This is a genomic window from Mycobacterium triplex (assembly GCF_000689255.1).
In the GTDB taxonomy this organism is placed as follows: Bacteria; Actinomycetota; Actinomycetes; order Mycobacteriales; family Mycobacteriaceae; genus Mycobacterium; species Mycobacterium triplex.
The window spans coordinates 1,983,250-2,007,779 of record NZ_HG964446.1 but is presented as its reverse complement, the minus strand read 5'-3'; the positions used below and the strand labels follow the sequence as shown (position 1 = coordinate 2,007,779).

General features: G+C 64.1%; 25 protein-coding genes and 1 other RNA gene. 1 reads left to right on the top strand and 25 read right to left on the bottom strand.

Annotated features, from left to right (window positions below; translation table 11 throughout):
* Positions 1–10: 10 nt before the first annotated feature.
* The 11 genes from BN973_RS09420 to BN973_RS09375 all read right to left on the bottom strand — a co-directional run bounded on the left by BN973_RS09420 (position 11) and on the right by BN973_RS09375 (position 10,544).
* Entirely contained in the window at positions 11–739 is a 729-nt protein-coding gene (locus BN973_RS09420) for a ferredoxin reductase (protein WP_036467625.1), read from the bottom strand.
* A 20-nt stretch (positions 740–759) separates the two neighbouring features.
* On the bottom strand, positions 760–1,359 hold the full coding sequence (locus BN973_RS09415; RefSeq protein ID WP_036467624.1) for a sulfite oxidase-like oxidoreductase: 600 nt from the start codon (positions 1,357–1,359) through the stop codon (positions 760–762).
* 70 nt (positions 1,360–1,429) lie between these two features.
* Positions 1,430–2,797 carry an NAD(P)/FAD-dependent oxidoreductase gene (locus tag BN973_RS09410; protein WP_051641186.1) on the bottom strand — a complete coding sequence of 456 codons (1,368 nt, stop codon included), beginning with the start codon at positions 2,795–2,797 and terminating at the stop codon, positions 1,430–1,432.
* Between the two features lie 438 nt (positions 2,798–3,235).
* Positions 3,236–4,651, bottom strand: coding sequence for an NAD(P)H-quinone dehydrogenase (locus tag BN973_RS09405; protein WP_036467620.1), 1,416 nt, complete (start codon positions 4,649–4,651; stop codon positions 3,236–3,238).
* 36 nt (positions 4,652–4,687) lie between these two features.
* A complete protein-coding gene (locus tag BN973_RS09400) occupies positions 4,688–5,155 on the bottom strand; it encodes a DUF5709 domain-containing protein (protein ID WP_036467618.1) in 468 nt (155 codons plus the stop codon).
* A gap of 58 nt (positions 5,156–5,213) precedes the next feature.
* Entirely contained in the window at positions 5,214–5,603 is a 390-nt protein-coding gene (locus BN973_RS30410) for a four-helix bundle copper-binding protein (RefSeq protein WP_407067602.1), read from the bottom strand.
* A gap of 257 nt (positions 5,604–5,860) precedes the next feature.
* Positions 5,861–7,564, bottom strand: coding sequence for an aa3-type cytochrome oxidase subunit I (gene ctaD, locus BN973_RS09395; protein WP_036467615.1), 1,704 nt, complete (start codon positions 7,562–7,564; stop codon positions 5,861–5,863).
* A 45-nt stretch (positions 7,565–7,609) separates the two neighbouring features.
* Positions 7,610–8,698 carry a transaldolase gene (gene tal / locus BN973_RS09390; protein ID WP_036467613.1) on the bottom strand — a complete coding sequence of 363 codons (1,089 nt, stop codon included), beginning with the start codon at positions 8,696–8,698 and terminating at the stop codon, positions 7,610–7,612.
* 14 nt (positions 8,699–8,712) lie between these two features.
* A complete protein-coding gene (gene msrA, locus BN973_RS09385) occupies positions 8,713–9,270 on the bottom strand; it encodes a peptide-methionine (S)-S-oxide reductase MsrA (protein ID WP_051641185.1) in 558 nt (185 codons plus the stop codon).
* Positions 9,267–9,755, bottom strand: a complete 489-nt coding sequence (gene msrB / locus BN973_RS09380; protein ID WP_036467610.1) for a peptide-methionine (R)-S-oxide reductase MsrB — start codon at positions 9,753–9,755, stop codon at positions 9,267–9,269. Before msrB ends, msrA begins: the two co-directional genes overlap by 4 nt.
* 18 nt (positions 9,756–9,773) lie before the next feature.
* Positions 9,774–10,544 (bottom strand): SDR family NAD(P)-dependent oxidoreductase, encoded by a 771-nt coding sequence (locus BN973_RS09375; protein WP_036472209.1) that lies wholly within the window; start codon positions 10,542–10,544, stop codon positions 9,774–9,776.
* A 449-nt stretch (positions 10,545–10,993) separates the two neighbouring features.
* Between BN973_RS09375 and BN973_RS09370 the strand changes: the two genes are divergently transcribed.
* Positions 10,994–11,707, top strand: a complete 714-nt coding sequence (locus BN973_RS09370; protein ID WP_036467607.1) for a M15 family metallopeptidase — start codon at positions 10,994–10,996, stop codon at positions 11,705–11,707.
* 4 nt (positions 11,708–11,711) lie between these two features.
* Here the strand turns inward: BN973_RS09370 and BN973_RS09365 are convergent, their stop codons facing one another.
* The 14 genes from BN973_RS09365 to prfB form a co-directional block, all read right to left on the bottom strand.
* Positions 11,712–13,244, bottom strand: coding sequence for a serine hydrolase domain-containing protein (locus BN973_RS09365; protein WP_084163345.1), 1,533 nt, complete (start codon positions 13,242–13,244; stop codon positions 11,712–11,714).
* The gene (locus tag BN973_RS09360; RefSeq protein ID WP_036467604.1) at positions 13,211–13,510 is read right to left on the bottom strand and encodes a hypothetical protein; all 300 of its coding nucleotides are present in this window, start codon (positions 13,508–13,510) and stop codon (positions 13,211–13,213) included. Before BN973_RS09360 ends, BN973_RS09365 begins: the two co-directional genes overlap by 34 nt.
* Positions 13,511–13,908: 398 nt before the next feature.
* Positions 13,909–15,072, bottom strand: a complete 1,164-nt coding sequence (locus BN973_RS09355; protein ID WP_036467601.1) for an aldose epimerase family protein — start codon at positions 15,070–15,072, stop codon at positions 13,909–13,911.
* 108 nt (positions 15,073–15,180) lie between these two features.
* Positions 15,181–15,547: a transfer-messenger RNA gene (gene ssrA, locus BN973_RS30405) on the bottom strand.
* Positions 15,548–15,706: 159 nt separating this feature from the next.
* Entirely contained in the window at positions 15,707–16,552 is an 846-nt protein-coding gene (locus BN973_RS09350) for a maleylpyruvate isomerase family mycothiol-dependent enzyme (protein ID WP_036467599.1), read from the bottom strand.
* 18 nt (positions 16,553–16,570) lie between these two features.
* Positions 16,571–17,593 carry a tetratricopeptide repeat protein gene (locus tag BN973_RS09345; RefSeq protein ID WP_036467598.1) on the bottom strand — a complete coding sequence of 341 codons (1,023 nt, stop codon included), beginning with the start codon at positions 17,591–17,593 and terminating at the stop codon, positions 16,571–16,573.
* Positions 17,594–17,599: 6 nt separating this feature from the next.
* A complete protein-coding gene (locus BN973_RS09340; RefSeq protein WP_036472207.1) occupies positions 17,600–18,835 on the bottom strand; it encodes an ATP-binding protein in 1,236 nt (411 codons plus the stop codon).
* Positions 18,836–18,888: 53 nt separating this feature from the next.
* Positions 18,889–19,638: an EamA family transporter gene (locus BN973_RS09335; RefSeq protein WP_232232195.1), complete on the bottom strand. Its 750-nt coding sequence runs from the start codon at positions 19,636–19,638 to the stop codon at positions 18,889–18,891.
* Positions 19,639–19,730: 92 nt separating this feature from the next.
* The gene (gene smpB, locus BN973_RS09330; RefSeq protein ID WP_036467597.1) at positions 19,731–20,240 is read right to left on the bottom strand and encodes an SsrA-binding protein SmpB; all 510 of its coding nucleotides are present in this window, start codon (positions 20,238–20,240) and stop codon (positions 19,731–19,733) included.
* 2 nt (positions 20,241–20,242) lie between these two features.
* Entirely contained in the window at positions 20,243–21,136 is an 894-nt protein-coding gene (ftsX, locus tag BN973_RS09325) for a permease-like cell division protein FtsX (protein WP_036467595.1), read from the bottom strand.
* Complete coding sequence (ftsE, locus tag BN973_RS09320; RefSeq protein ID WP_036467593.1) at positions 21,136–21,825, bottom strand: cell division ATP-binding protein FtsE; 690 nt, start codon at positions 21,823–21,825, stop codon at positions 21,136–21,138. The genes ftsX and ftsE overlap by 1 nt, the downstream gene beginning before the upstream one ends.
* A gap of 44 nt (positions 21,826–21,869) precedes the next feature.
* On the bottom strand, positions 21,870–22,349 hold the full coding sequence (locus BN973_RS09315) for a hypothetical protein (RefSeq protein WP_036467591.1): 480 nt from the start codon (positions 22,347–22,349) through the stop codon (positions 21,870–21,872).
* Complete coding sequence (locus BN973_RS09310) at positions 22,346–23,326, bottom strand: mechanosensitive ion channel family protein (RefSeq protein ID WP_232232050.1); 981 nt, start codon at positions 23,324–23,326, stop codon at positions 22,346–22,348. Before BN973_RS09310 ends, BN973_RS09315 begins: the two co-directional genes overlap by 4 nt.
* Positions 23,316–24,434, bottom strand: a complete 1,119-nt coding sequence (gene prfB / locus BN973_RS09305) for a peptide chain release factor 2 (protein WP_036467586.1) — start codon at positions 24,432–24,434, stop codon at positions 23,316–23,318. Before prfB ends, BN973_RS09310 begins: the two co-directional genes overlap by 11 nt.
* Between the last annotated feature and the right edge of the window lie 96 nt (positions 24,435–24,530).

The window sequence follows — 24,530 nt, the reverse complement described above, 5'->3', positions numbered from 1 at the left end:
CGTTCCTAGATCAGCTGCTCGGCCCGAACCGTTCGGTCCGAATGGCTGACGGCGGATGCCCCTGCTCGATCAGCTTCGTGGTCACCGATTCCACGAATCCCGTCGGACCGCAAACGTAGACGCGGGTGTCATGATCGGGGGTCCACCCGGTCCGTGCGAGGTCGCCGGGGGTGACCCGGCCGGGCGGCCGACCGGTCTCCGGTGCGGCCGTGCGGGTGTAGACCAGCGCGACCTGCAGCCACCCGCATTCGCGCTCGAGCCGGCCCAGTTCGTGGGCGTAGTACACATCGGCGGGACTGCGCACCGAATAAACCAGCCGAAAGTATGTGCTGCCCACTATCTTTCGCTGTCGTAGCATTGCCATCAACGGCACGATTCCCGATCCGCCGCCGACGAGCAGAACCCTCGCCTTTTCGTTCGGCCGCCAAACGAACCAGCCGCCGATGGGTCCGCGAAGTTCGATCTCTTCCCCAGCGGGAATCCCGACGAGGTAGGGCGAGACCTCCCCGTCGGTGATTCGCTGCACGGTGAGCTCGATGCGCTCACCGTCGACGGGTCTGCTCAGTGAGTAGCTGCGCTGCGCGCTGTACCCGTCCTCAGCGGTCAACCTGAGATCAATGTGCTGGCCGGCTAAGTGGCCGCTCCAGCCCGGCACGGTCAGCCCGATCGTTTGCGCAGAGTCGGTCTCGGGTTCAGAGTCCACCACACGCGCGACCCGCCAGCGCAACTTCGGTGTCATCCGGGTGTACACGGCCGTCCTCAATCCCCCGCGTACCGTTGTTCTTGCCACGGATCGCCGTGGTTGTGATAGCCCAACCGCTCCCAGAATCCCGGTGCATCGCTGTCGCGCAGTTCTATCGATCTCACCCACTTGGCGGACTTCCAGAAATACAGGTGCGGCACGAGCAGCCGTGCTGGGCCGCCGTGCATCGCGCTGAGCGGCTCGCCCTGGTACGCGTAAACGATCCAAGCCTTACCACCGCGAAGGTCGCTCAACGGAAGGTTCGTGGTGTAGCCGCCGTAGGAACCGACCAGTGCGAATTGGGCAGCGGTGCCGGTCGATTCGAGCAGTGTGTCCAGAGAAACGCCCTCCCACTGGGTATTGAGCTTGGACCATTTGGTGACGCAGTGGATGTCCACGGTGAGCCGCTCGCTGGGCAACGCCCTCAGCTGGGCCCAGGTCCATACGCGTTCGTCGCCACGCGGGTCGCGGACGGTGAACCGCCACTGATCGAGATCGATCCGTGGAGTCGGTCCTGCCTGCAGGACAGGGAAGTCCGCGGTCAAATGCTGGCCAGGAGGCAGCTCGAAGGCCGACTGAGCGCCGCGTCCGCGAAAGCCTTTGTTGACGATGCTCATTGGTGCTCCGCGTCGTGGTGACGATCAGACGGTGCGGCGGCCGCCAGCACAACAATGGTGTCGTTGACTGTCATTGTGCGCCTGCCGCCTCCGGTAGCCGGAAGAGTTCGCTGGCCGCGAATTCGGCGTTTGCACCGCACACGAATCCCATTGACAACACGGCGCGGGGGAAGAAGACGTCGGTGAGATATGCGAGTGCGACCGCCCAGCGGTTGACGAGCCGTGGCAGCGCGTACAGGTGATAGGCGCGGGCGACAAGCTTTGCCGGATAGCCGGATAGGTGCACGCCCAGCGGGTTGGCGACGGCGTAGCGGGGACCCAAGTCGACGACCAAACCCTGGTCGCTGTGGCGGTAGTCTTTGCGCTTGCCGTAGCCGAGGCTCGCGGCGACGTTGCGGGCCAACGTCTTACCTTGTCGGGTGGCGTGCTGGGCGGTGGGCGGGGCGATCGTGCCCGGCTTGGTCAGGTCCGGAACGGCGGCGGCGTCGCCCGCGGCAAACACTTCGGGGTGACCCGGTACCTGCAAATCGGTCCGCACCTTTAGCCGGCCCCGCTCGGTTTCCAAGCCCAGCGTGGCGATCAGCGGTGACGGGGTCACGCCAGCCACCCACGCCACCGTGTGGGTGTCGATGCGCGAACCATCGCTGAGCACCACGTGATCGGCGTGAACTTCCCTGACGGTCGTGCCGAGTCGGACATCGATTCCGCGAGCGCGCAACACGCGCATCGCCGCATCGCCGAGCTTCTGCCCCAGCTCGGGCATGACGTGGTCGGCCAAGTCCAGCAGCACAAACCGCACCGAAGCCCGATCGAAGCCCATCTGCTTTGCCGCCGCGTCGGCGAGCGCGCGCAGCTGCGCCGCCAATTCGGAACCGGAATACGACGCGCCGACAACGACAATCGTGCGCCGGGCTGCCGCGCGTGCCTCGTTTTCATCGACGTGAGCCAGTTCCAACTGCTCGATCACATGATCACGCAGATATAGCGCCTCGGCCGTCGACTTCAGCCCGTGCGCGTGGGTAGCCAAACCGGGCGTATCGAACAGCCGGGTCACCGAGCCCGGCGTCAAGACGAGTCGATCCCACGATAGCGTCCCTACCCCGCCCTCCGGATCGTTGAACGAGAGCGTATGCCGATCAAAGTCAACGCTGTCGACCCGGCCACGCACCGCCCGAACGCCCTTGAGTGTTCCGGCCAGCGGAACACAGACAAACCGCGGGTCGACCAGTCCACCGGCCACATCGGCCAGCAATGGCGTGTACTGCATGTAATCAACCGGTGAAACAATGGTCACCCGCACATCCGAAGCGCGCGCCCTGTCGAACCGCCGGGCCAGTCGGCGCGCGCACTCGAAAGCGGCGAACCCGCTGCCGACGATCACAACCGAGGTGGTCGGTTCCGTCTTCTCCGGTCGACTGTGAGCTGGGACCGCGTTCATATCTCTTCTCCTGCATTGGATTCGGGCATCCACATGGTTCCGGGGATCGATCGCACGAGGTCGCAGTGTTCCTTGGTGGCCACGGCGTCCTGGACTGCGCGCAGGTCCCGGTCCCTTCCGATCTGGGTCGTTTGCAACGCCTTTCGCGACGGCGCTCAACATGTTCTTCGTTGCAGAGGTTGGTCGGTAGTGAGCATCGCCCGACCCCGGTCCATCCGTCATCATCCCTCAAGACAATTCACCCGGGTGATAACGCTCAAGCCGCGATGGCGATGGCTGCATCAAAGCGGCTCATTGGATCCGGGGGTGCAACTTCCACGGCTATAGCCACCAGAGGATCACCGGCATTCCGACGATCGCAATCGCTCGTCGGGCGACGCGATGCGGCATCCCCACCACCGGAACCACGAGGCGTCATCGGCCTAATCGGTTCGTGCATCAATTGAGTTCATCGCGGGCTATGAGTCGGCGGGCCGCCTCGGTGATCGAGCCGGACAGCGACGGATAGATCGCAAGCGTCTGCGCCAAATCGTCAACGGTGATCCGGTTTTGAACAGCCATCGCGATCGGCAGTATCAGTTCCGAGGCGATCGGCGCGACCACTACACCACCGATAACCACGCCGCTGTCTTGCCGGCAAAATAGTTTGACGAAGCCCTGACTCAGCCCTGACATTTTCGCCCGCGCATTGGTTTTCAACGGCAGCATGATGATGCGCGCCTGAACCGAGCCGTCGTCGATCGCATCCTGCGAGACGCCGACCGTCGCGAGCTCGGGGTGTGTGAACACCGTCGCCGCGACAGTGCGCAACCTGAGCGGGTTAACGGCTTCACCGAGCGCGTGGTACATCGCGATCCGGCCTTGCATCGCTGCAACCGAGGCCAACGGCAGCTGACCAGTGCAGTCCCCCGCCGCGTAAATGCCCGCGACGGGTGTCCGCGATACCCGGTCGACGGCAATGTAATTGCCGGGCCCGGGTTCAATGCCCACGCGCTCTAGACCTAGCCGGCCGGTGTTGGGCAGTGACCCAAGAGTCATCAATGCATGGCTGCCCTCGACGGTGCGGCCGTCGGTCATTGTCACTAGAACCCCGTCGTCGGTGCGCCGTACGGATTGTGCCCGGGCCTTTTTGATCAGTTTGACCCCGCGTCGGGCAAACGATTCCTCGAGCACCCGCGCGGCATCGGCGTCCTCGCACGGCAACACCCGGTCGCGGCTGGCTACTATGGTGACGGTCACACCCAATTCGGTGTAGGCGTTGGCGAATTCGGTGCCGGTCACCCCGCTACCCACCACGACGAGGTGGTCGGGCAGCGAGTCCAGGTCGTAGAGCTGACGCCAGGTCAGGATGCGCTCGCCGTCGGGATGCGCCGACGGCAGGATCCGAGGCCTGGCGCCGGTGGCGATCAACACCACGTCGGCCTCGCGGATCGTGGTGCGGCCGTCGAGTGCGGTCACCTTGACGTGGTGATACGCCAGACCGGGAGCGGCATCAACTAGCTCGCCGCGGCCCGCGATCAACTCGACGCCCGTACTCAGCAGCTGGGCGGTGATATCCATCGATTGCTCGGTAGCGAGCGTCTTGATCCGCTGATGTATTTCTGCCAAACAGACTTTGGCGTCGTCGATGTGGATGTCGAACCCCAGGCGGGTTGCCCGTCGCAGTTCGGTGCGCAGCCCCGTAGAGGCGATAAAGGTCTTCGATGGCACGCAGTCACACAGCACCGCGGCGCCGCCGACCCCGTCGGAATCGACGACAGTGACGCGGGCGACGGCGGGACCGCGTGCGGCGGCGACCAGTGCCGCCTCGTATCCGGCCGGGCCGCCGCCGAGGATCACAATGCGGGTCACCACAGCTCAAACCTCACCTAATGGCCGCACGACAGGTCATCAGAGACGCCATCCCTCGCCGGCGCCGATGTCTTCGTCGACGACGATATGCATGGCAGCTTCCTCAGCCGAGGCGGCGCCGCCGTCGATGCCGACGTCGTGGGCAAGGTAATCCGCACCTGGATCCGTAGGGTCGACGTCGTAGGCGACCAGCCGGCCCGCGCGCATGTCGCCTACCTGATCGTCGATTCGCTCGCCGTCGCTGTCGGCGCTATCACCGATTCCGTCGCCATCCCACTGATCGGTCACGTCGGGCACCTCACGGGCCAGTCGACGGGCCAGACTTTCATGGGTACGCGCTTCCCTCGCGGTCAGACCCCACGCCAGCAGTTCACGCGGGCGTTCCGGCGGTGAGTAGCCTTCGTCGAAGTTGATGCCGGTCTGTTCTGAGTCCAGGCTTTCTTCTGGTTCGAGCAGATGGGCCTGCACATCATCGAATTCGGAAGTCCCCATCAGCGCCGTCTCCATTCCGCATCGGCGAGGTCTTGTTCGCGCCGCGACGTCTCGCGCCGCCTCGACGGTTGTCTCAACCGAGCGCCTCAACAAGTTCGCGGCAGGCTCGTTCACAACGACGGCATACGTCGGCGCATACGCGGCAATGCTCGTGCTTCGCCGCATGCCTGTCGCACTCGTCTGCGCTTGTCCTACAGGCGGTAGCGCAGGTTTGGAGCACCGTCGCAGTCAAGTTGGCGTCGTAACCCGTGTGTCGGGACAAGACGCGGCCGGTTGTCGCGCAGACATCCGAGCAGTCAAGGCAAGTACGAATGCATTTGGTTAGGTGATTGACGTCGTCTTCACTGAGGCAAGCGTCTGCACACGCTGTGCAGGCTTGGTCGCATTCAATACACGCGTCGATACATGCGACCAGCTTGGCTGTATCAATCTGGCCTAGATCTCGCGGATACGTCTCCAGCATTCTACTGGCGGCGCTCACTGTGTCCTCCTTGTTCAGGGCGATCGTTGTCTTACACCACAGAACGCGGCTGGGCGCGTGTAGATGTTGAGAGCATGGCGCCCACAGGGGTGAACTGTCGTCGCCCACCTCCGTCACTCACCCGGGTGATGGACGACAGCCTCGACCACGCGCCGGCCGCTCTTTGTGCGCAAAAAACCCAACAGTTTTCGTCATCGAAGCGCCCACCCCGGCCCCGCTCGTGAATGTTCCGGCGGCAGTTATCGCGTGTTCGCTCCTGCGCGCAGGTGGGCCTCTGTGCGCATCCGTTCGATCATGTGCGGATAGTGCAGTTCGAAGGCGGGCCGCTCAGAGCGGATGCGGGGCAGTTCGGTGAAGTTGTGCCGCGGAGGTGGGCTGCTCGTTGCCCACTCCAGGGAGTTGCCATAGCCCCACGGATCGTCGACGGTTACCGGTTCGCCGTAGCGCCAGCTACGAAACACATTCCACACAAACGGCAGTATCGAAGCCCCGAGGATGAATGCCCCGATCGTTGAGACGACGTTCAGCCCGGTGAACCCGTCGGTGGGCAGGTAGTCGGCGTATCGCCGCGGCATCCCCTGATTGCCAAGCCAGTGCTGAACCAAAAATGTTGTGTGAAAGCCGATCAGCGTCAGCCAGAAGTGCAACTTGCCCAGCCGTTCATCGAGCAGCCGCCCGGTCATCTTAGGGAACCAGAAATACACCCCGGCGTAGGTGGCGAACACGATGGTGCCGAACAGCACGTAGTGGAAGTGGGCGACCACGAAGTAGGTGTCGGTGACATGGAAGTCGATCGGCGGGCTGGCCAGCAGCACACCCGACAAACCGCCCAACAGGAATGTCACCAAAAAGCCTGTCGCGAAAAGCATTGGGGTTTCGAAGGTCAGCTGGCCCTTCCACATGGTGCCGATCCAGTTGACGAACTTGATTCCGGTGGGGACCGCGATGAGGTAGGTCATGAACGAAAAGAACGGCAGCAGCACCGCGCCGGTGGCGTACAGATGATGGGCCCACACCGCAATCGACAGTGCGCCGATGCTGATGGTGGCATACACCATGGTCGTGTAGCCGAACATCGGCTTGCGGGAGAACACCGGGATGACCTCGCTGATGATGCCGAAGAATGGCAGCGCGATGATGTAGACCTCAGGGTGGCCGAAAAACCAGAACAGATGCTGCCACAACAGAACTCCGCCGTTGGCCGGGTCAAATACGTGTGCGCCGAGGTGGCGGTCGGCGGCCAACCCGAACAGTGCGGAGGTCAGCAGCGGAAAGGCCACCAGCACCATGATGCTGGTCACCAGGATGTTCCAGGTGAAGATCGGCATCCGAAACATCGTCATGCCCGGCGCGCGCAGGCACACCACGGTGGTGATCATGTTGACCCCGCCCAAGATGGTGCCCAATCCACCGACGATCAGTCCCAGGATCCACAGGTCACCCCCCGGCCCCGGCGAGTGGATCGCGTCGGACAACGGGGTGTAGGCGGTCCAGCCGAAGTCCGCGGCGCCGCCGGGTGCGAGGAAGCCTGCCAGGGCGATCAGTGCGCCAAACACAAAGAGCCAGAATGACAATGCGTTGAGCCGGGGAAACGCGACATCGGGGGCACCGATTTGCAGGGGCAGCACCAAGTTGGCGAACCCGAACACGATCGGAGTCGCGTAGAACAGCAACATCACCGTGCCGTGCATGGTGAACAGCTGGTTGTACTGCTCGTTGGACAAAAACTGTAGCCCGGGTGCCGCCAATTCCGCGCGCATCAACAGCGCCATCAGGCCGCCGATGAAAAAGAAGCTGAAGCAGGCAACGAGGTACATGATCCCGATCAGCTTGTGATCGGTCGTCGTGATCACACGATAGATGAAGGTGCCCTTGGGGCCGATGCGCGCCGGGAAAGGCCGACTGGCACGAAGCCCTCCCAACGGGGGCGCCGAGGTGGACATGGGTCGGTCTCCTAGCCGGGTGAAAGTTGATGCCTCACGGAATCTCTAGCGTTGAAGTGCCCGCGACCAGGAGGATGCGAACTTGGACACGCCTTCATGTTCAAGTACAACGAACACATCGGGCAGATCGATACCGACAGCAGTCAGCCGGTCAACGACTTCGTGCGCCTGCGTCGCCTTGCCCGTCACGTTGTCACCGGCGGTGACACCGCGCTCGGCCACCGCCTCAAGTGTCGCCTCAGGAATGGTGCTGACCGTGTTGGGCGCGACGAGTTCGGTGACATACATCGTGTCGGGGTACGCGGTATTCTTGACGCCGGTAGAGGCCCATAATGGGCGTTGCACGCGAGCACCCGCGGCGCGCAGCGCGGCGTAGCGTGGCTCGGCTTCGAAGACCTGCCGGTAGGCGGCGTAGGCCAATCGCGCGTTGGCGACGCCCGCCTGTCCCCGCAGTGCGAGCGCCTCATCGGTGCCGATCGCCTCAAGTCGCTTGTCGACCTCGGTGTCCACCCTGGACACGAAAAGTGATGCTACCGAATGTATTTGAGATAGATCAGCGCCGGCGTGCCGGGCGGCTTCGATGCCGGCCAGGTAGGCATTCATCACCGCTCGGTGTCGCTGTACGGAAAAGATCAGCGTCACGTTGACGGAGACACCTTTGGCCAGCGCCGCGGTGATCGCAGGCAGTCCCGCCGCGGTGGCCGGTATTTTGATCAACACGTTGGGCCGGTCGACGATCTTGGACAACTCGACGGCCTGCGCGACCGTCGCATCGGTGTCGTGCGCCAGCGACGGATCGACTTCAATGGACACTCTGCCGTCGACGCCGTCGGAGGCCTCCCACTGCGGGCGCAGCACATCACAGGCCGCCCGGACGTCGTCGGTGATCGCGGTGCGGACCGCGGTTTCGAGGTCGATTCCGCGGGCCGTCAGCCCAGCGAGCTGGGCATCGTAGGAGCGGCCGTGGGTTAGCGCGCGCTCAAAGGTGGACGGGTTAGTGGTCACGCCGACAACGCTTCTCGTGTCGATCAGCCGCTGCAGCTTGCCGGATTGCAACAGGTCGCGAGACAAGTCATCCAGCCAGACCGACACCCCGGCCGCCGACAATCTAGCCAGATTCGGGCTCTGCGTCATCCGTTCACCGCACGTTATTGAGTGGGCGTGGCATGTTCTGCCGTAGCTGCCCCCGCGCCGGCGCCGTCACCGCGGCCAGGCAACGCCCACTCGGGGCGGACGTAGTGGCAGGTGTAGCCGGATGGGTAGTGTTGCAAGTAATTCTGGTGCTCGGGTTCGGCTTCCCAAAACTCGCCGGCCGGGTTGACTTCGGTGACGACTGCGCCGGGCCAGCGCCCCGAACCCTCGATCTCGGCGATGGTGTGCAGTGCGGTCTGCTTTTGCTCGTCGTCCAGATAGAAAATTGCAGACCGGTAACTGGTCCCGACATCGTTGCCCTGACGGTTCTTGGTGGTCGGGTCGTGGATCTGGAAGAAGAATTCCAGCAGTGCCCGGTAATCGGTCTCGTCTGGGTCGTAGGTGATTTCGAGCGCCTCGGCGTGGCCGGGGTGATTGCGGTAGGTGGGGTGTCTGTTGCTGCCGCCGGTGTAGCCGACACGCGTGGACACGACACCGGGCTGCCTGCGGAACAGATCCTCCATGCCCCAAAAGCACCCACCGGCGAGAACGGCAATCTTGTTGTGGTCAGTCATGATTTCTCCTCCCCGACGCTATGGTGTTGCTCCGACGCATCTTTGGTGAACAAGCCCAGATATCGCCCATAACCCTGGGCTTCCAGGTCGTCGCGGTGGATGAATCGCAACGATGCTGAGTTGATGCAGTAGCGCAGCCCGCCGGCTTCGGTGGGACCGTCCGGGAATACATGCCCCAGATGGCTGTCGGCGTGGGCTGACCGCACCTCGACCCGATCCATGAAGTGGCTGCGGTCGCGCCGCTCAACAAGGCTGTCGGCGTTGATCGGCTGGGTGAAACTGGGCCAGCCGCTTCCGCTGTCGAATTTGTTCACCGAGGCGAAAAGCGGTTCGCCAGACACAATGTCAACGTAGATGCCGGGTTCGTGGTTGTTGCAATGCTCACCGGTGAACGGAAGCTCGGTACCGTTCTCCTGGGTGACGTGGTACTGCTCGGGGCTCAGCGCGTCAACCGCGGCAGGGCTCTTGCTGTATTGGTGTGACACGGATATTCCTCCAGCGGGTTAGTTGCGGCCGGCCATGATGCCGCCGTCGACGTTGAGAATGGCGCCGGTGACCCAGCTGGCCTCATCAGACAGCAGATACGTCACGGCGTTGGCGACGTCGGCGGGGGTGCCCACTCGTCCGAGGGGATGAATTGGCGCGAAAGTGGCCAGCGTGGCGTCGATCTCGTCCTTCGGGATGAAGCTCTCGTAGAGCGGGGTCTTGACGACGGCCGGCGCCACCGCATTGACCCGAATCTGATGCCCGGCAAGCTCGATCGCCAGATTGTGCGTCAGCGCATGCAGCCCAGCCTTTTGCATCGAGTAGACCGACGAGGGGGTCAGACCGATCGCCTGATGTGCCCACATGCTGCCGATGTTGACGATAGCCCCGCCCTTGCCGTTGGCGATCATGCCCGCGACGACGGTTTGCGTCAGGAAGAACAGCGCATAGTTGAGCTCCATGTAGGAGTCATAGGACGCGGCGTCGTACTCGAGAAACGGTTTGGGAACAAAGAATCCAGCCGCGTTGACCAACAGTGTCGCATCGCCGTGCTGCTCGGAAAGCGCACGCTGCACATCGGCGACCGCGCTTCGATCCGTCAACTCGGCGGTGATCCCCCAGGCCTGGCCACCCCCGTCGGTCAGTTCGGTCACGGTGTCATAGACACGTTCTTTCGACCGGCCGACGATCACCGCGCTCCCGCCGTGAGCGACCACGTCGATCGCGACCTGTCGGCCCATACCGGCGCTGCCGCCGACGACGATGGCTTTCTTGGAATCGAAGTGCATGGTGAAACCCTTCTGCTGATCGACTTCTGCTGGCGACATCTCAGTCGCTGAACTGGCGCCAGTCTGCTGCCCGACGGGGCGGGCTGTCATCACCCCCACGTTGTTTCACCCGGGTGAGCTCTGGCGCGGCGCAGCGGCGCCTCGGGAGATAGGCGCTGCGCCGCTTCTCTGAGTTGCGAACGTGCAGCGTGGGATTGGGGCAGTCGCAGTCCTACGCGCCGATTTGGGCCTTCCCTGTCGATCGGAAGCTAGTGTCGTGAGTCGTCAATCCGCAAGGCAACGTCGAGCGTGGGGGATATGCGCGCAATTCCAGCACTTTTCGTGCATATCCCCCACGTTCGGCGAGCCAAAGCAACGCGCAATGCGAACTAACGACTGATGAAGCTAGCCTTGTCGCAACGGTCTTAATGATGGAAGCAAGCGGTGAGGACTCATCCCAGTTGACGTCCATGAAGCGTCGGGGCGCCCTGCTGGCGGAAATGCTCGCAGCGGTCGTCGTGCTGGTGCAGTGCACCTCCGCGCCGCCACCGCCCCCGAACACACCATCATCGTCTGCCACACCGTCGCCGCCGGCCGCGTCGTCGGCCAGCGCGACACCGGCACCTGCCGCTGCGACAGTAGAGCCGGTCACTGCCGCCGAACTCGGCGCGACCTGGCGGCCGGAATGTCCCGTCGAGCCGGGACAGCTGCGACGGGTCGACGTCGCCTACATCGGTTTCGACGGCCAGACCCTCCGCGGCGACCTGATCGTGCACGAAGACCTGGTGCCCGACGTCATCGCGATCTTCGAAAAGCTTTACCGGCTGCGCTATCCCGTCGAGAAGATCCGCACGGTCGATCACTATTCGGACGCCAATGACGAGCTATCCATGGAGGACAACAACACGTCGGCGTTCAACTGCCGACGCATCCCAGGTAGCGACGAATGGTCTCCACACGCTTACGGCCGGGCCATCGATATAAACACGCTTCTCAACCCGTGCCTCTACGCCAGCGGGTATTTCGAACCGGTGAACGCGGCGGCCTACCTGGACCGCAGCCGCACCGATCCGGGTCTCTTACACAGCGGCGACCCAGCGGTGCACGCGTTCACAGATCGTGGCTGGCGGTGGGGTGGCGAATGGGCGGCTCCCCTTGACTACCAACACTTCGAGCGGCCCTGAGCCCTTAAAGACCCAGAGCCCGGGCCGTCGCCGTCGCAACTTCACCTCGCAGATCCGATATCGGTGGACTGCCCCGCGTGTGGATCGAGTTCGAGAGCAGAACTAGATACGTATCCGAGCCTGGGTCTATCCAGATCGAGGTCCCGGTGAATCCGGTGTGGCCGAAGCTACCGATCGGGAAAACCATGCCCCGTGCGGAAAGGGCCGTATCGATGTCCCAGCCAAAGCCGCGCAGGTTTTGCCCGGGGATCGCCGGATAGCGCGGCGCGAGCATCGAATCCCTGGTATTCGGTCTCTTCGCGACGGCTTCTCGGGTGGCTTCGTTGGCTGCTTTGAGTTGGCCAGGGGTGTGTCCCGGCTGCTGCGGAGCCGTCATCAACTCCAAAGTTGGTTGTGCCAACGGGAATTCGCTCGGACGGCCTGCGAGCCGGTCCAGCAAGGCTTGGGCAAAGACGCCGACATCGTGGGCCGTCGAGAACACGCCGGCATGCCCGGCCACTCCACCCATGCGCCGCGCCGTCGTGTCCTGCACGGTGCCCCGGAGCAGGCGATCGAGATCGGGATTCCTATTCGGATCGGCTCTGCCCTCTTCGTCGCGTGCCGTCGGCGCGATACGGGGCAACAGGCCGGTGCTCCAGGTACCCGCGGGGCAAGCGTCCGGCGCGCCACCGGTCGGCGCGGGGGCCCAGGCGATCGCAGACCCGATCGTCGTGTGCGGACCACACGCCGTGGCGGGGGGAAGGAAGTGCGTGTCTGCCATGCCCAGCGGCTCGAATACGTGTCGCTGAGCGTAAACGTCGAGCGCCTCACCGGTGACCTTCTCGATCAGCGCACCAAGCAGAATGAAATTGATATCCGAGTAGCGAAAAACCTCACCGGGGCCCGACTCCAGCGGCGTGGTGAGCGCACGATGAATGCCCTCTGCCTTGTCGGCTCCATCGAGCCCCCACGGATCTCCCAGATTGACATCCCCCGGTTCGCCCGACGTGTGGGTGAGCAACATGCGAACGGTCACCTCTGCGCGCCGTGGGCCGTCCGCCCTGACGAAGTCGGGCAGGTATCGCTGGACGGGGTCGTCGAACTCGACCTTGCCTTGTTCGTAAAGCTGCATGACCGCGGTCGCCGTGGCGAGGCTCTTGGTCAACGACGCCAAGTCGAAGATCGTGTCCTCGGTCATGGGCTCGGCGGGTGCAGGCAGTCCGTCTAGCCCGGGTTCGCCGGCCAGCTTGCGCGAGCCATAGGCATGGCGGAAGACGACCTTGCCGCCGTGGCCGATGACAACCACCGCGCCCGGCAGCTTGTCCGCGCCGATCGCATCATCGATCAGCGTGGAGACAGGTGCGAATTCGGCTGCGGTTCCCGCGTCGGGCAGCTCGGAAAGTGTTGCGGAGTACGGTGTTTGAGCCGCCGCCGGCGTCTGCGTTGCACCCTGGGTTTGGCTTACTGTCGAGTGCGCCGCATCACCGCGCGAGCAACCCGCAGTGAGTGCAAGGAACACAGCTCCTACGGCAGCGGCTTTTCGCAAGGTCTTTCGCATCGGTCCACCGGAATCATGGCTGCTAGCCGGATGCGCGACGTCGTCACTCGGTATCGCCCGGCGCCGCCGGGGTTGCGGAACTCGTCGGCGTCGTGGAACTCGTTGTGGCCGCACGACTCGTGGTGGTCGTGGGGCTCGTTGTGCTCACGGGGCTCGTCGATGTCGTCGGTCGCACGGAGCTGGTAGGACTCGTCGGGCTGGTGGCGCTTGTCGGAGTCGCAGGAGTCGTGGGCGTGGTGGTCGCAAGTCCGGGCCCGACGCCACACCAGTCCGCCACGTCTTTCGGGTACTGCTCGAGCGGTGGCGGACAACGCTGCCCCGGCGGAAAATTGGCGCCGGCGTTGAGCAGATCACAGGGCACGTAGACCTGCTTGCCCGTTTGAGTGTTGGTCAGACACTTCGTCGGCGGTTGACCGTGGGCCTGGACGGGAATGACAGCCGCCGCCACCACCGCGGCGAGCGCCCAAGCAAGACGGCGATACGTCATGAGAGCTCCTCATGCTGGCTGCGAAAGTTCGTCACTGGAGTTGACTGGTGGTAATCCAAGCAAACGAAATACCGGCTGCGCGACACGACCGCTCATGTTATGACGATTTATGCCGATAGAGCTTAGGACGCTCCATAAATCGCGCTGACCAGCAAGAATGGGCGCCCACACCGACGTTCATCCCGCGCCGAACGCAAAGACCGTTGTCGATTCGTACGTCCGGCCCGGGTTGAGCGCGGTGGTCGGGAAGTTCGGGTGATTCGGCGAATCCGGGTAGTGCTGGGTCTCCATCGTGAATCCCGCGCCCTGCCGGTAGACATGCCCGCTGGTGCCCGCGAACGCCCCGTCGATGAAGTTGGACGTATAGAACTGCACACCGGGCTCGGTGGTGGAGACCGTCAGGGTGCGCCCCGTCTGCGGATCCTCGGCCCTGGCCGCCTCCACCAGCCCGGTGTTGTTGCCGCGGTTGATCACCCAGTTGTGGTCGTAACCGTGCGCCGACAACAGCTGCGGGTCATTCGCGCTGATACGCGCGCCGATCGGGGTCGGCGCGGTGAAGTCGAACGGCGTGCCCTGCACCGGGGCGATCTGGCCGGTCGGGATCTGCGTGGGGTCGGTCGGCGTGTAGTTGTCGGCATGGATGGTGACCCGCTGGCCGTAGATGTCGAGCGTGTCCTCGCCCGCCAGGTTGAAGTAGCTGTGATTGGTCAGGTTGATCACGGTCGGCGCATCGGTGGTCGCATGGTAGTTGATGCGCAGTTCGTTCCTCTGGTTCAGGGTGTAGGTGACGGTGGTCGTCAGCGTTCCGGGATAGCCCATTTCGCCTGCGGGACTGACATATTGGAGCTTCAGGCCCACGCCGTCGCTGGTGTTCCGCTGACTGGCCTGCCACACCTTCGTATCGAAGCCCGCGGTGCCGCCATGCAGGCTGTTGCCGTTGTTGTTGATCGGCACGTGATACTCGTTGCCGTTCAACGAGAAAGCTCCCTTGGCGATCCGGTTGCCATAGCGGCCGACGATCGCGCCGAAATAGGTCTTGGCAGATCCGGTGTTGTTGAGGTAACCGGCCAGGGTCGGAAAGCCCAGCACCACGTTGCCGACATGCCCGGTGCGATCGGGTACCTCGATCGACTGAATGATGCCGCCGTAGGTCAGGATTCGCACACGCATACCGTGGCCGTTGGTGAGCGTGTAGCGGGTCACCGGGGTTGCATCCACCTGACCGAACGGCTCGCTGGCGATCGACGGCGGCTCCGCGGGTGTGGTGGCGGTGCTGCTACATGCCGTCAAGCCCGCGACACCGGCGAGGACGATCAGCCGAAGCAGTCGATTGCCGCCCACGGGCGCTCCTCGCATTCGTTCATCGTGCGGTAAGGATCGCCCATTCGGAGCACCGGGTCGAGGCATTCCTACCCAGTCAAACGAAAAGGCCGCATCGCTGCGGCCCTTTAGTGGAGCTGCCGGGAATCGAACCCGGGTCCTACGGCATTCCCTCAAGGCTTCTCCGTGCGCAGTTCGCTATGCCTCTACTCGGATCTCCTGGTCACGCGAACTAGCCAGGATGACGATCCCAGTCGCTGTTGGTGTCCCGATGAGTCCCGCGACCGGACTCATCGGTGGATCCCTCTAGCTGATGCCGGGGTCCGGGGCGAGGGCGTTCCCGGTCCGACAGACTAGCTTCGCTTAGGCAGCGAGAGCGTAGTCGCGCTGATGTGAATCGGCGCTTATATGGTTGCAACGACGCTTACGGTGGTCTCTTGCCTGCACCGGCACGCTTCCCTTGATTCGATGCGCGAAGTCGAAACCGTTCAGCCCCTCGCACACCCTGCCGATTTTCGGCAGGACACTCCATTGTACGGCCCCATCAACCAGCGGCAACGGAATTATGTTCCCTGCCACGGCGAGCGTCGACTTGTTGGGTGCACAGCGCCACATCAGCCCAACAACTCGACGTTCGCGCGGAAATCTACCGCGGTCAGATCACGAAGTTGAGCCGCTCCACGATCCGGCCGGCGACGTCCTCGTCACCGCCGAGTTCGACGTCCTGCGGACGCGCCGGGCACATCGGCCGCCCGCCGGCAAGCCTGGTGAACTGCAGGGCATCCACCCGGACCGTCGCCGTCGGTTCCTGCCCGCCGAAGTCCTCCACCACCTGGGCGCGCCCGTCGACGCTGACACGGATGCTGCGCGCCAGCGGACCGGTCAGGTCGAAAAGGATGCGGGACCCGTCCGGCGCTTTCGCGAGTTTGCCGACGACGAAGCCCAGGGTGGCCGCGACCTCATCCAGAGACAGCCGCGAGGCAGCACCTTCCAGCTCGGCGTCCGACGACGGCCGCTGAATCGCCAGGCGGATGTCTTGCTCGTGCATCCAGCAGTCGAAGACCCGGATCCGCATGAACCGCCCATAACTTTCCGGACCCGCGGGCGTGAACGTCTCGGCGTTCCAGTCTGCCTCCGACATCGCCTGCAGGACCTTGCGACGATCCCCGGTCACCTCGCGGTAGCGCTCCAGCACAGCGCCGCTGGATTGGCTGCCGAGGTGGCGAACCCAGCACTCGTTCATCGCCCCGATGTCGTTGCGCACATGGTCGAGCGCCTTGACGTCGATGTCGGGTTCGGGCGCGGCGACGCCCTGAAGGAACGACTCGGTGCCGATGATGTGCGACACCACGCCCTGCACGTCCCAGCCCGGCAGCGGCGTCGCCGCCCGCCACTGCGCCTCGGGCAACCCGGCGAGCAGCGCATCGATCGAGTCCCAGACCGCGAACAGACCGTTCAGCACATCGGACTTGTCGAGAATGGTGACAGCACGCGTAGTCATGGTCGGATGCTAGGCCGATTAGCGGCCGATCGTCAGCCCCACTCGCGTCAGAACCAGACCGACGATCCACAGAATGCCCGACGCCGCGATCGTCCAGATCAATCCTCCGAAGGCGGTAACAAACGCTCCGAGCCCGATCACCAGCACCGCATGAACCAGGCGGGCAACGACAAAGCCCCGCTCCCGCAGGACCGACACCAGAACCGTGCGGGGTATCGCATGCAGGAGTCGGCCGAGAATGACGATCAGCGCCGCGGTGAGCACTCCGGTCGCCACGCGTAGCACCACCGTCGGATGACCGTGGTTGAACCCGACGATTTGGATCAGAACCGCCAGCACGGTGGCAACGACGGTCAACCGGCGCAGCATCTTCGCCAGCACCGCGCCGATGTTCCGGCGGACCAGATCGCCCAGCGTCGGGTCGCTGCCCGCGGCACCGAGAAACCCCCGCAGGGCGTGGCCGAACTTGCCGCGCTGCAGCCGATTGACCGCCATGTTGTTCAGCGCCGCGGCATGGTTTGCATCCAGGGCCAACGCCTGCTGGTACGACTCCGTCGATTCCGGGATGCGACCCAGATCATGCAGGATCGAGCCGCGCAGGACGAGCCCGTCGGGGCTGGCGGGGTCAAGCCGCAACGCCTCGTCGACGACCACCAGCGCCGAATGCAATTGGCGGGACTTCTGCAGCAGTCGCGCGTAAACCCGATGTTGCAGAGGCTCATTCGGGTGAGTCTTCACTCCCTGCCACGCCATCCACAGCGCATCCCCGTAACGGCCGAGGCCATCGAGCGACAACGCATAGATCCGCATGGCCAACTCGTGCTGCGGCGCGGCGGCCAATGCGGCGTATGCGCTGCGCGAAGCGCCGTCATAGTTGTCGAGCAAGTATTCGGCGCGGGCGTGTTGTGCCAGTAAGCCAGGATCGTTCGGGTTCTGCGACAACGAACGGCGCAGAATATCCCGCCCGCGTTCGTAATTCTCGGTATCGAAGTACGCCTCGGCAACGTGGATGGCTTGGTCGACACCGGGCTCCGATGTCATCGGCGGCTACCGAATTTTCCTGCGCCGCAAGTATTTCGCCAGCTCGTCGTAGGTTCCGTCGTTGTTGGCGAATTCGACGATGTTGCGGGCGGCCTCGAACCAGGGCCCGGTGCTGGGCCGGATCTGTGCTGCGGCTTCATCCACATCGGCCATCGTCACCGGACGGACCTGCCCGCTGCGCATCGACGCCGACATCGCCAATTGCGTTGCGCTGTCGCACACATGCGCAAGGTCTGCGCCCGAAAAGCCATCGGTGCGCTTGGCGATCGATTTCAAATCGATGCCCGCCACCGGCCGATCTTTCAGATGCGAGCGCAGAATCCCCGTCCTGGCGTCGGCGTCGGGCAATCCCACGAAAATCATCCGGTCGAACCGCCCGGGCCGCCGCAGCGCCGGATCGACATCCCACGGAGCATTGGTCGCACCGAGCACGTACACCCCGTCGTTGGTCGAGGTGGCCGAGTCCATTTCCTCCAGCAGGGTATTGACGACCGGCCGCATCCCGGAGCTGCCGCTCAACGCCGAACGCCGGTGTCCCAACGCGTCCAGTTCGTCGAAGAACAGCACGCAAGGTGCGTTGCGGCGCGCGCTGTCGAAGACCGAGCGGATGCTGCGTTCGCTCTCGCCGAACCAATGGTGCAGCACGTCGGCGATTCTCACCTGGTAGAAATTCGCCCCGAGTTCACCCGAAATAGCTTTGGCGATATAGGTTTTGCCGCAGCCGGGCGGCCCGTACAGCAGCAGGCCGCCGCGCGCCGAAACCTTGTAAGCCTTCATCAGCTCGGGATTGCGGATCGGGCCGAGCAGCGAAAGTTCAATCTGCCGTTTGACATCGGTCATGCCGGCGACATCGTCGAGCCGGACTCCGCTGCGCTCCAGCACGTCGAAGTCGCCCTCGTTGACGACATCGGGTTCGACGAAAGCCGGCTCGATGATGTCGGCGACTTGCCGCTCGGCGCTGGACCAATCGAACTGGGCGTCGGCGGCGGGGCGCCCGGTCGCGGGTGCATTCTCCGCTGCCGGCTGCGCCGGCGCCGCCAGCGCCGTGCTGCAGCGCTGCACCAGGCTCAAGGCGTTGGCGTTGCCGGCATCTTGGCTCAGCGCCGCGCTGCAGTGACCAAGCGCCTCCGCGTAGCGTCCGCGGTCCGCCAGCAACCCCGCCAGGTGCAACCGCAACTCCACCACGTCGGGGCTGCGTTCGACGGCAGCGGACAACTCACGAATAACCGGGTCATCACCCAACGTTTTCTCCCGACCTAGTCCCGCCCGGACCATAGTAGGTCGCGAAACAGAAGTTAGTTGGCGGCGATCATGGCCACAGATCCCATGGCCATCACCATGCCGATGCCCTGCCAGCGACTCACTCGCTCGCGCAACACCATCATCGCCAGGACGACGGTGGCGGCGGGATACAGCGAAATCATGATGCTCGCCAACGACAGCAGCCAGGACTGCAGCGCGATCAGCTGGGTTACCAGGGCGCAGATGTCCAGCAGCGCAATGGCCAGCGCCAGCTTCATCGACTTGCCGCGCGGCAGCCGCAAGGTACGTCTCGAGGCGGCGAGCGCGGTGATCACCACGGTCGCCGACAGCCGCGCGAACATCAACGGCCACAGCTTGGAATCGTGCGGCGACTGGTGCAGGAACACCAGGTCCAGTCCGAACGCACACCCGGCCAATATGGTGAGCCAGGCCACTTTGGGCGTGAACCGGAACTGTGTCTTGCCCTCGACGCCGGCCTCACGGCTGACCAGCATCACCGCGATGATGGCCAGCACGACGCCTATCGAGGCCGCGGAGCCGGGTCTCTCCCCGAAGGCGACACCGACGGCCACGGGCACGGCCGCATTGAGTACGCCCGCCAGGGGCGCGACCACCGAGATGGGACCGGAGCCCAGCGCCGCGTAGAACGCCCACATGCCGAACGCCTGACCGATGCCGTACAGGCAGCCCCAGAAGATCGCACCGGAATGGATCGGCCCGCCCGCGCACAATGCGATCAGCCCGAGCAACACGGCCTCGACCGGGTACGCCGCCAACATCACGCGCAGCGCGGCCACCCGCCGCGCTGCGACGCCGCCCACAAAGTCGCTGACGCCGTAGGACACGGCAGACAGCTGGGCGTAGGCGGCTCCGATCAGTTCATACCCTTTGCTCGTCGCCCCAGTTCGCGAACAACTTCACGCTGGGCGTCACGGCGGGCGAGGTCCTGACGTTTGTCGTACGCTCGCTTACCTCGTGCCAGTGCGAGTTCGACCTTGACCTTGCCCTCGGAAAAATACAACGACAGCGGCACCAAGGCGAGGTTACCATCGCGGATTTTTCCGATCAGTGTGTCGATCTGTCGCCTGTGTAACAACAACTTCCGATTGCGACGAGGATCATGGTTTGTCCAGCTACCGTGCTCGTACTCGGGAATGTGCAAGTTACGCAACCACACTTCGCCGTCGTCGACGGTTGCGAACGCGTCGGCGAGCGAAGCCTGGCCCAGCCGTAGGCTTTTGACTTCGGTGCCGACTAAAGCCACTCCTGCCTCGAACAACTCCTCGATCGCGTAGTTGTGCCTGGCCTTGCGATTGGTGGCCACGATCTTTTTGCCGTCTCGCTTGCCACCGCTCGTTTTGCCCCCACCGGACTTTGCGGCCACAGCTAACGCCGCACGTAGAGGCGCAGCGTCGCGTACGCCGTCAACCCGGCCATCGACACGCCGAGCAGGAACAGGATCGGAGAGATGTAAAGGATGTCGGCGTAGTCCACGCGGGCGATCAAATTAGCTTGGTAGAACTGATTTAACGCGTTGTCCAGGAACAGGGCGCGCACCACGATCAGGCCGCCGACCGCAATCGCCACGCCAAGAGCTGCCGCGAGCATCGCCTCCACCAGGAACGGAAGCTGGGTATACCAGCGACTGGCCCCCACCAGCCGCATGATCCCGATTTCGGTGCGCCGCGTGTATGCCGCTACCTGAACCATGTTGGCAATCAACAGGATCGCACCGACTGCCTGCACCAATGCGACGGCGAACGCGACATTGCTCAGGCCATCCAAGACCGCGAACAGCCGGTCGATCAGATCTTTCTGATTGAGCACCGAGAGCACTCCGGGCTGGCCCTGCATCGCCACGTCAAAGTCCTTGTGCTGCTCGGGATTGTTCAACTTGACGATGAACGAGGCGGGAAACGAATCCTTGCCCGCAACGTCCTTGTACTGCGGGAACTTTCGGATCGCGTCGTCGTAGGCGTCCTGGCGATTAAGAAAGCGAACCGATTTGACGTCATCGCGGCCCTCGATCTTCGTGCGCAACCCCTTACACGGATTGGTGCTGCACGCCGGATCGTTCGCGGAGACGTCTTCGGTGAGAAACACCTGCGTCTCGACGCGGTCGAGGTAGATAGCGCGGGAATGCTCGGCCAACCGCACCACCAGCAGGCCGCCGCCGAACAGGCCGACGGAGATCGCGGTCGTCAGGATCATCGCGACCGTCATCGTCACATTGCGGCGAAGACCGGTCAGGACCTCGTTGAGCAGGAAGCCGAAGCGCACTAGCGGTCCATCCCGTAGACGCCGCGCTGCTCGTCGCGAACCAGCCGGCCCAGCGACAACTCCACGACGCGCTGCCGCATCGAGTCCACGATGTGGTGATCATGCGTGGCCATCAACACCGTCGTCCCGGTGCGGTTGATCCGCTCCAGCAGATCCATGATGTCGTTGCTGGTGTCGGGGTCCAGGTTCCCGGTGGGCTCGTCGGCCAGCAGTACCAGCGGCCGGTTGACGAACGCCCGCGCGATCGCCACCCGCTGCTGCTCACCGCCCGACAGTTCGTGCGGCAGCCGGTTGGCTTTGCCGGACAGGCCGACCGTCTCCAGCACGTCGGGCACGACCCGGTTGATCTGATCGGCACGCTTGCCGATGACCTCCAACGCGAAGGCCACGTTCTCATACACCGTCTTTTGCTGTAGCAGACGAAAGTCCTGGAAAACGCAGCCGATCACCTGGCGCAGCTTGGGCACATGCCGACCGGGCAGCTTGTTGACGTGGAACTTCGACACCCGCACATCGCCGGTTGTCGGCGTCTCCGCGGCCAGCAGCAACCGCATGAACGTCGATTTGCCCGAGCCCGACGGGCCGATCAGGAAGACGAATTCACCCTTGTCGATTTTGACGTTGACGTCGTCTAACGCCGGACGCGCCGACGCTTTGTACTTCTTGCTGACATGGTCAAGGGTGATCATCACGGCACGCCAGTGTAGCGGTGAATTTCGCTGGACCGCGGAGATCAGCCCGCGGGTGGCGCCGATGTGGGCGCCGGCCCCGGGCCCGGCATCGGTTGCTGTTGGGGTGATGGCGTCGGGCTTGGGCTGGGCGGACAGAAGGGCGGCGGCAGCAGGCAGGGCAGCTGGAACGGCGGCGGCGACGTGGTCGTCGGGCTCGGCGGGGGTGGCGGCGGTGTGGTGGCCGTCGGGCTCGGCGGCACCGTGCTGGTCGGCGACGGAACGTAGGTGTTGGCCGGCGGCTGCACCCTGGTGCGCGGCACCCAGGTGTAGTTCGGGTCGGGCACAAAGCCCGGCGGCACCACCTGCGAAGGCGGTGCCTTGGGCGCCGGCTCCGGGCGGTTGGCGTCATACACCCACCAGACGGCGAGGAAGGCGAGGATCAACGCCACCGTCGAGGTGCGCATCCGGCCCCCGAACACATAGCGCGGCCAGCGGCGATCCTCGTCGCGGTGCTTTTCGAGGACGTTGAGGGTCAGCTTCACTTCTTCACCGACTCGTGCGCGATCTCACCCGATGCTTGGGCGGACTGCTCGACGCCGGCGTCGTCCTGAACGACACTCACCGTTGCGTCGGCCGTGGTGACAATGCCGGCGCGGGCCAGTGCCCGCATGACCAGCACCCGCAGCTGCCGGCCGGCCTCGAACTGTTTGCCGGGCAGCGTGCGGGCCACCATGCGCAGCGTGACGGTGTCGACTTCGATGCTTTCCAGGCCCATCAGGGTGGGTGCGTCGAGCAGCAGCTCACCGAGCAACGGGTTGTCCATGGCGTGGTCGCAGACGTCGTGCAAGACCTCGTTCACCCGGTTGAGGTCGGCACTGGTCGAGACGGGGATGTCGATCACCGCTCGCGCCCAGTCCTTGGACAGGTTGATGGTCTTTACAATCTGGCCATTGGGGATGGTGAACAGCTCGCCGTCCGACGAACGCAGCCGGGTCACCCGCAATGTCACGTTCTCGACCGTGCCGCGCGCCTCGGCGTTGATCCCGGCGACGGTCAACGACACCAGGTCACCGAAGCCGTACTGCTTTTCGACGATGATGAAAAAGCCCGAGAGCAGATCCTTGACCAGTTGCTGAGCACCGAAACCCAGTGCCGCACCGATCACGGTGGCAGGCGCGACCAGACCGCCCACGGAGAAGTTGAGCACGTCGGCGATCTGGACAACACCCCAGATCGCGATCAACACGATCGACACCCACTGGATCACCGACGCTACGGCCTGGCGGTGCTTGGTCGCTTCGGAGCGCACCAGGGCGTCGCTTTCGGCGAAGCCGACGTCGAGCTGCCGGGTGACCTGCTGAGCCACCCAGGTCACGAAGCGGACCGCGAGCACCGCCGCGATCAGCAACATGACGATGTGCAGACCCTGGTCGAGAATCCAGCCACCAATATGGCCGCGCCAAAAGTTGTGCCACGGCTGCGTCATCGCGGTAGCAACAAAAGTTGTATTAATCGTCATCTTTTCGGTTGCGCCACCGGATCCCCGCTTCGAGGAACCCGTCGATGTCCCCGTCCAGGACGGCCGCCGGATTGCCGACCTCGTATTCGGTCCGCAGATCCTTGACCATCTGATACGGATGCAATACGTAGGAGCGCATCTGGTTACCCCAGGAGCTACCGCCGTCACCTTTGAGCGCGTCCAGCTCGGCTCGTTCTTCTAAACGCTTGCGCTCCAACAACTTTGCTTGAAGAACCCGCATCGCCGCAACCTTGTTCTGCAATTGCGACTTCTCGTTCTGGCAAGTCACGACGATACCGGTCGGGATGTGGGTGAGTCGAACCGCCGAGTCGGTGGTGTTCACCGACTGGCCACCCGGACCGCTGGATCGGTACACGTCAACACGCAGATCGCCTTCCGGAATGTCGATGTGGTCGGTGGTCTCCACCACCGGCAGCACCTCGACCTCAGCGAACGACGTCTGGCGGCGACTCTGGTTGTCGAACGGGCTGATGCGCACCAGCCGATGGGTGCCCTGCTCCACCGACAACGTGCCGTAGGCGAACGGTGCGTGCACGGCGAAGGTGGCGCTTTTGATCCCGGCCTCTTCGGCGTAGGACGTGTCGAACACCTCGACGCCGTAGTTGTGTTGCTCGGCCCACCGGATGTACATCCGCATCAACATCTCGGCCCAGTCCGCGGCGTCCACCCCACCGGCGCCGGAGCGGATGGTGACCAGCGCCTCGCGCTCGTCATACTCCCCCGACAGCAGGGTGCGCACCTCGGCGGCCTCGATGTCGGCACGCAGGGCCTTCAGCTCGGCATCCGCTTCGGCCAGCGCGTCGGCCCCCGCTTGTTCGGAGCCTTCCTCGGCGGCCAGCTCGTAGAGCACCGGCAGGTCGTCGACCCGCTGCCGCAACTGCTCGATGCGGCGCAGCTCGCCCTGGGTGTGCGACAACTCGCTGGTCACCCGCTGCGCGTTGGCCTGGTCGTCCCACAGTTTGGGATCGGACGCCTCGTGTTCGAGCTTCTCGATGCGGCTGCGCAAACCGTCCACATCGAGCACCCTCTCCACCGTGGTCAGGGCGGAGTCGAGGGCGGCGATATCGGCTTGACGGTCGGGTTCCACAGCCGACCACGTTACCGGCGCGCCGGTCGGCGGCGAATGCTCAGGTCGCGACGCGCAGCACTTCGACCACCGGCGTGGCTTCACCGTCTAGCATCG

Excerpts from the sequence above, each read along its gene's own strand:
- msrA (WP_051641185.1), bottom strand. The coding sequence starts at position 9,270 with ATGACTGACCACAACAAGATTGCCGTTCTCGCCGGTGGGTGCTTTTGG.
- BN973_RS09415 (WP_036467624.1), bottom strand. The coding sequence starts at position 1,359 with ATGAGCATCGTCAACAAAGGCTTTCGCGGACGCGGCGCTCAGTCGGCC.
- BN973_RS09420 (WP_036467625.1), bottom strand. The coding sequence starts at position 739 with ATGACACCGAAGTTGCGCTGGCGGGTCGCGCGTGTGGTGGACTCTGAA.
- BN973_RS09410 (WP_051641186.1), bottom strand. The coding sequence starts at position 2,797 with ATGAACGCGGTCCCAGCTCACAGTCGACCGGAGAAGACGGAACCGACC.
- BN973_RS09350 (WP_036467599.1), bottom strand. The coding sequence starts at position 16,552 with ATGACTACGCGTGCTGTCACCATTCTCGACAAGTCCGATGTGCTGAAC.
- BN973_RS09400 (WP_036467618.1), bottom strand. The coding sequence starts at position 5,155 with ATGGAGACGGCGCTGATGGGGACTTCCGAATTCGATGATGTGCAGGCC.
- BN973_RS09365 (WP_084163345.1), bottom strand. The coding sequence starts at position 13,244 with ATGCGAAAGACCTTGCGAAAAGCCGCTGCCGTAGGAGCTGTGTTCCTT.
- BN973_RS09310 (WP_232232050.1), bottom strand. The coding sequence starts at position 23,326 with ATGACGATTAATACAACTTTTGTTGCTACCGCGATGACGCAGCCGTGG.
- BN973_RS09370 (WP_036467607.1), top strand. The coding sequence starts at position 10,994 with ATGAAGCGTCGGGGCGCCCTGCTGGCGGAAATGCTCGCAGCGGTCGTC.
- BN973_RS09345 (WP_036467598.1), bottom strand. The coding sequence starts at position 17,593 with ATGACATCGGAGCCCGGTGTCGACCAAGCCATCCACGTTGCCGAGGCG.
- tal (WP_036467613.1), bottom strand. The coding sequence starts at position 8,698 with ATGACGCAGAGCCCGAATCTGGCTAGATTGTCGGCGGCCGGGGTGTCG.
- BN973_RS09375 (WP_036472209.1), bottom strand. The coding sequence starts at position 10,544 with ATGCACTTCGATTCCAAGAAAGCCATCGTCGTCGGCGGCAGCGCCGGT.
- ftsE (WP_036467593.1), bottom strand. The coding sequence starts at position 21,825 with ATGATCACCCTTGACCATGTCAGCAAGAAGTACAAAGCGTCGGCGCGT.
- ctaD (WP_036467615.1), bottom strand. The coding sequence starts at position 7,564 with ATGTCCACCTCGGCGCCCCCGTTGGGAGGGCTTCGTGCCAGTCGGCCT.
- BN973_RS30410 (WP_407067602.1), bottom strand. The coding sequence starts at position 5,603 with ATGCTGGAGACGTATCCGCGAGATCTAGGCCAGATTGATACAGCCAAG.